4 protein-coding genes are annotated in these 6233 nt (G+C 57.0%); 3 read left to right on the top strand and 1 reads right to left on the bottom strand.

Translation table 11 applies throughout. The annotated features are described in order from the left end of the window. The first annotated feature begins 12 nt into the window (after nt 1-12). From CVT63_07505 to CVT63_07495, 3 genes are all read left to right on the top strand, one after another. Nucleotides 13-1026, top strand: a complete 1014-nt coding sequence (locus tag CVT63_07505) for a hypothetical protein (GenBank protein ID PKQ27534.1) — start codon at nt 13-15, stop codon at nt 1024-1026. Between the two features lie 17 nt (nt 1027-1043). Continuing rightward, nucleotides 1044-2114, top strand: coding sequence for a hypothetical protein (locus CVT63_07500; protein ID PKQ27533.1), 1071 nt, complete (start codon nt 1044-1046; stop codon nt 2112-2114). A 140-nt stretch (nt 2115-2254) separates the two neighbouring features. Next, nucleotides 2255-3457: a hypothetical protein gene (locus tag CVT63_07495; protein ID PKQ27532.1), complete on the top strand. Its 1203-nt coding sequence runs from the start codon at nt 2255-2257 to the stop codon at nt 3455-3457. 86 nt (nt 3458-3543) lie between these two features. Here CVT63_07495 and CVT63_07490 read toward each other — a convergent pair whose 3' ends face one another. Continuing rightward, complete coding sequence (locus CVT63_07490; GenBank protein PKQ27531.1) at nt 3544-5961, bottom strand: hypothetical protein; 2418 nt, start codon at nt 5959-5961, stop codon at nt 3544-3546. Nucleotides 5962-6233 lie beyond the last annotated feature (272 nt).

Here is a 6233-nt window from a genome sequence, read left to right as displayed (position 1 = left end):
TATAATTACCTCATGGTCAAAGTCGGCGTGCCACAGGCACTTTCTTATTACAGATACTTCCCGCTGTGGAAGACCCTTCTCGAAGGAGTTGGCGCAGAGGTTGTCCTGTCGCGCTCTACGCGCAAGGAACTGGTTCAGGATGGCGTCCGTCAGTGCGTGGACGATATCTGTGTGCCCGTGAAGCTTTATTACGGCCATCTCCTTGATGTCGCCGACAGGTGCGACTTGCTGTTCATTTCCCGCCTGGTGTCGGTTGAAAAAACCGGCGGTGATACCTTCACCTGCCCCAAGCTCATTGGCCTGCCTGACATGATCAAGCACTCTCTCGACAATTTGCCCCCGACAATCGAATTCACGATCGATATCCAGAAACGGTCGCTCAAATCAAGCATGAAGCGCGTCTGCGCTGAGCTGGGCGCTTCGATGTCGCTCACCCGCAAAGCGCTTTCCGATTCACTGGCGGCGCAAGGAGCGTACGAAGCGGAGTTGATGCGCGGGCTTACCCCAAACGAGGCAATGAAAAATGTGCTCGGCAACGGAAACAACAAAGAAAAAACAATGCCCGCGACCGGCGGCGGGCGGCCAGGCGCCAATCGCCCGAAGGATATCAACATTGCCCTCATCGGGCACGAGTACCTGATACACGACTACTTCATCAGTCACAACCTTCCTTTGAAACTCGAGCGCCTTGGAGCGCGCGTTACTTACATGACGCAGGTGCCGCCGGATGTCATTGATCGCGAGCTGTCGCGTTACCCGAGCATCTCCTGGAGTTACGAAAAGGAGCTGCTGGGCTCGGCATCCCACTTCCTCGGGCGCTCCGACATCGACGGCGTCATTCTGGTTGTCGGCTTCGCGTGCGGCCCCGACTCAATACTCGGCGAGATCATCGCGCGGGAAGTGGTCACCGAAAACAGCCCTCCTCTCACAACGTTGGTCCTGGATGAACACACCGGCGAGGCGGGCGTCGCGACGCGCGTCGAGGCTTTTGTGGATCTTATCCGGCGAGCGCGCAAAAACTCATGAAGGTGTCTTTCCCCCATATGGGAAACTCGTATATCCCTCTCTCCGCTCTCCTCTCTCATCTGGGTGCCGAGGTGATCCTGCCGCCACGCCCGACGCGCAAAACTATCGAAATAGGGAGCCTGCACGCTCCCGAGTTCGTTTGTCTTCCTTTCAAGATCAACCTCGGAGACAATCTCCACGGACTAGAGATGGGAGCGGATACGCTCGCGATGGTCAGCGGCATGTGGGCTTGCAGGTTCGGCTATTACGGCCGCGTGCAGCACAAGATATTGCGCGATCTTGGCTTTGAGTTTGACAGCCTCCTGCTAGGGCGAGACGGCCTTCTTCCTTTCTACAATAAGTTCCGCGACACGGTGGATGACAACCTCTTGCTCGCGTGGTTGCGCGGGTTTCGCGCGTTCAAGCGCAAGGCTGAGGCTATAGACACGCTCGAAAAGACGGCCCGCGACATCCGCCCGTTTGAGCGGAACAGAGGGAGCGCCTCGACCGCGCTTATGAACGGTCTGTCGATGGTCCACGAAGCCCGGTCCCTCAAGCAGGTGGACACGGCGGTGCGCGAGTCAGTGGCGGTGTTGCGCGATGTCGAACAGGAGAAGAACGGACGTGATCTATTGAAAGTCGCGATCCTGGGCGAGATATACGCTGTGCTGGAGCCTTCCTTGAACTTCGACATCGAACGCAAACTCGGCGAGATGGGAATAATGGCCTATCCCGTGATGAGCGTCTGCAAATGGTTGATGCGCCCCGTCAAGATCAACCCCTCTATCATCCTCGACGAGCGGCGCGCAAGGCGCGTCACGAAACCTTACACCGCCTACGTCCTCGGTGGTGAAGAGCACCAGACGATTGCCGGCGCCATCAACGCCAGCCGCAAGGGCTACGACGGTGTCATTCACCTTTATCCATTCACATGCATGCCCGAGAACATCTGCAGGGCGATCCTCCCGCGCATCGAATCGGAGTATAATATCCCTGTGTTGAACCTCTGTCTGGACGAGCACGCATCTCCGACCGGCATCTCGACACGGCTCGAGGCGTTCACGGATCTCATGAGGACAAGACGGCGCAGGGTCAGGTCTTTTTTCTAAAAGTCGATCGTCCGTCCAGAGGGGGGCAACGTCTACCGCTAAAGCGGTAGACGTTGCCAGACCCCTCTTAAACTTTAGAAAAAAGACCTGACCCCAAAGTTAAGGGGATCCTATCGCAACTGATACAGGAGGTTGACAATATGAAACCAGCACTTGTCACAGGCGCCTGCGGCTTCTCGGGCGGGCACATGGTGAAGATACTGGCGGACGCGGGTATCCCGGTGCGTGGCACCGACCTCGCGAGGGCTTTTGAAAGCCAGAAGGTTCGCACGACGCAGGACAACATCTGCATTGATTGGGACGCGGACGGAGTCGATTTCGTTCCCTCGGATCTCTCCGACAAGCAATCGCTCAAAAAAGTCCTGAAGGGGGTCGGAGTCGTTTATCACACAGCAAGCCTCTACGACTACTCCGCGCCGATGTCCGCACTGGAGAAAATCAACTTCGAGGGCACAATCAACCTCTGTGAGGCCATGGTCGAGGAGGGAATCGATCGCATGGTGCACTGGTCCACCGCTGGGGTTTATGGCCACCCCTACATGCCTCAAAGCTCGAGCAACCCCTTGCGGGCACTCTTCGAGTTGCTTTGGGGCCACGGAGTCCGGCCATGGCTCAAGGACAAGGAGTACAAGAGACCATCCGCCCATCCGACCAACCAACCTTTCACAGAGGAGGGGAGCACTCCGCTCAACACTCCGGGCCCACAACCTCGCGACACATTTCTGGTTAACGACTACTCGATCACCAAGTGGAAGCAGGAGCAGATCATCCAGCGATTCGGGCGCGAGCAAGGTTTGCGCTGGACGATAATACGCCCGGCGCCGCTCTACGGCCCGGGGAGCGACTACGGTATCGGGGGCATTGTCATCGCTCTGTCAGAAGGGCTTATGCCGATCCTGCCGCTCGACCTGAAAAACTACCTGATGGTAAACTGCCACGTCCGTGACATCGGTCGCGCGGCTTACTTCCTCGCGCAACGCGAGGATGCGGTCTTCGAGGATTTCAACGTCTCCGACCCGACCGTTATCAGCCAGCTCGAGTTCCTGAAGATCAGCGCGCTGCTTGTCGGGCGCAAGATCCACCTCATACCATTTTTGCGCATGCCGATGCTGCAGCCGTTCGGAATCTGGTCGTCTCGTTACCTCCGCTGGTTGGACGGGAAGTTCCCCGGCTTCCAGCGTCTCCGTATCTGGGAGGAGTCGAGCGCTCGGTACCTGTCGTCCAGTTACTGGATCAGCAGCGGCAAGCTACAGCGCCTGGGCTTCGAGTGGGAGTACCCCGACTTCAAGCTGGGCCTGCGCGCCACAGTCGAGTGGTTCATCAAAATGGGCTGGATAAAGTAGAGCGGAAACAACCAAACAACCAGGGGTCAGGCACCGTCTACCGCTGCGCGGTAGACGTTGCTTGACCCCTGTTACTGTTACTCTGTTTATTGCGGCTCGGGCGCGTCAATTTCGCTCTTGAGCCTGTGGATCGCCTTTTCCGCGCTACCACGCACTATCTGGCTCGAATCCTTTTTAGCCTTTTCCAGTACAGACATAGCGCTCGAGTTGCCGATGTTTCCCAAAGCGATGCAAGCCGCCGCCTTGACCTCATCTGGCCTGGTTTTCTTAAAAAGCCCACCGTTGCGCAGCAATGCGGCCAGTTGGGGGAGGTAACTGCTGTCATGGAGATCGCCCAGCGACAGGCACGCGGCCTCGACCACGCCCTGCTCCTCTTCCTTCCCGCGCGGACCCTGTCCGTTTATGATATTCAGCAAGTACTGCGCGACGTTCGGATTCCCAAAAACCCCCAGCGCCCTGACCGCCGTCTTCCTGACCACAATACTCGTATCGTTCGCGGCGCTCATAACAGCGGGGAACGAATCCGGCGAACCGATGTGCGCCAGGCTACGGACGGCCTCACGGCGGATCCTCTCGTCAGGATGCGCAACCATAGCGATCACCTGTGGCAGTCCCTCTTCGATCTTCCGCTCCGCAATGACATTGAGAATGTTTCTGTAGGCATACCACGGGTTCTCTTTCTCCAGTTCGCTGACAAGAGCTTTGATCCCCGGCTCTCCCACTGACTGCAGCGTATCCAGCGCGCGATCGTGCAACTCTGTCTCTCCTCGATCTTTCACCACATTTACCAGCGGGATCAAGACGTCCGGCCCGAGGCTCGAGAGAGCCTGAATTGTATTGCGCCTCTTCTCCTCGTCCTCCTCGAGCAGGAGAGACTTTACGTCAATTACCCCTCCGGCGCCCATGAGCTCCGACAGCGCTTCAGTTACGTGCTTGATCAGTTCATCCCCCTTGCCCACGTCCTCGGCGCCGACAGCGGTAAGTGTCGCGATTATCTCTACGGCGTCCTGAACGCGCCCGCATCGCATGTACGTCCCGGCCATCCTGACAACGGAATCCACCTCGTTTGTGAAAGCCTGGAAGTCCAGCTCCTTGCGCATCTCCTCGAGAATGCTCGGACACAGAACATCGGCGGCCTGGGCTCTATGCTCATTGTCAAGGCCTTCAAGAGTCTCCTTGAAAAGCGCTGTCGCAAACCGTCTGACCGACGGCGAGTCCTGATGGAAGTTCTCGGCGAGCTTTCGAAGCATGCCGGCCGCGAGGTCGAGCTCCTCCATGATGTAAAGCTGCCGTATCTGGCGCGGCACGGTCTGGTCGACCCCCTCGCCGAGCTCCACCACATCCTCCGTGAGCGGCCCGCCCAACATCTGGTAGGCGGACAGGACGCGCTTGCCGGTTCCAGGGTCTCGCTCCTCGGCGATTCCCGCTTCGTCCAGCTTTCTGTCGATAGCCTCACTTATTGCCTCGCTCCGCTCGCCACGAACACCCAGGAGAAGCTCGTTCATATCCTGCAACCTCTTCCTTGTCCACTCGGCGTTGAGCTCGCCCGATTCGGACTTCATCTCGTCATAATCTTCGATAAGGAAATCGACCATCTCCAAAAGCTGGTTGTTGGAGAGCATTGTTATGATATTCTCACGGATGTGCCTGATGTTCAGATCCTCCGGTACACAACCTGAAAGGATGCTTGTCATCTCGCGCGGACTCATCTCGGCGATGACGTTCGTAATCTTGTCGCCCATGGCCTCGCGCAATTCATCATCGTCTATCTCTTTGACCATCTCAGCCACGGCGTTCAGCGCTTCTGAGGCCTTCTGGCTTTTCATAAGGACGCCGCCCTCGGCTCCTTCCTCTCCGAGAAACCGGCTCAATAGACCACCGACCTTCCCAGGGTCGGAAAGTACCTCTACGAGTTCGTGATCCTCGACATCGTTCAGGTTCACCTTACCCATCAGATAGCGGATAAGCAGTTCATCCTTGAGAGCGTTGAGCGGAGAAGACGCTGAGGGCGCGCCTCCGATAATTTCCCCGTCGCTATCGGTGGTGACGGCGACATAGACGCGTTGGTTTACACTCGCGTGCTTTATGCTTTGCTCGGCCAGATCCTCGGTCAGCTTCACCCGATCCTGCGCGTCCGTCATGCCACTTAGTATCGAGAAGAAAGATTGCAACTCCTCGCTGGTGATGCCCTTCTCGAACTCGACAGTAGAGAGCTCACGCTCGTTCATCCAGGCGACAAACGACTTTACGGGAGCTTTCTGTTGCTCGATGTCATCGAGGCGAACGTCGTTGACCAGCAGGCCGTTTTCGATGGACGCTATGCTCAGGCGCTCGAAGGATTTAAATATTTCCTGGAGGGCTTCGTTTGCTTTGTCGAAGGTTTCTGTAACCATGGTGCTGGTAATAGGATACAGACGCATGTTTACTGTTGCGGCGTGCGCGTTGATAACGAACATCACCGCGCTCTTGACGTAAGATTCATCAACCGTCTCAGGGTCGCTCAATTATCCGCTCCTATAATCAATTTTAACGGCTCAACGGGTTTTTATTATACCGCGCCCATCTCCTGGAAGCGAGAAAGGGGAGGGTAGCACAGACATTCCTGTCTGTGATGCATCACACCCTCACCTTAGGGCCTCCCCCGTCTAAAGGTGAGGAAAAACAGTTCCCCCTCTCTCGCCAAGGGAGAGGATTGCTGTGAGGGGTATGTTTAATCCGAGAAGCCGCCTATTGTGTCCGTGCCCGCGCCTCTGTTGTTCCAGTACATGGCGCGCTC

Source organism: Candidatus Anoxymicrobium japonicum, from assembly GCA_002843005.1.
Classification (GTDB): Bacteria; Actinomycetota; Geothermincolia; order Fen-727; family Anoxymicrobiaceae; genus Anoxymicrobium; species Anoxymicrobium japonicum.
The sequence above is the reverse complement of the archived record's forward strand: the minus strand, read 5'-3'. Positions and strand labels throughout refer to the sequence as shown.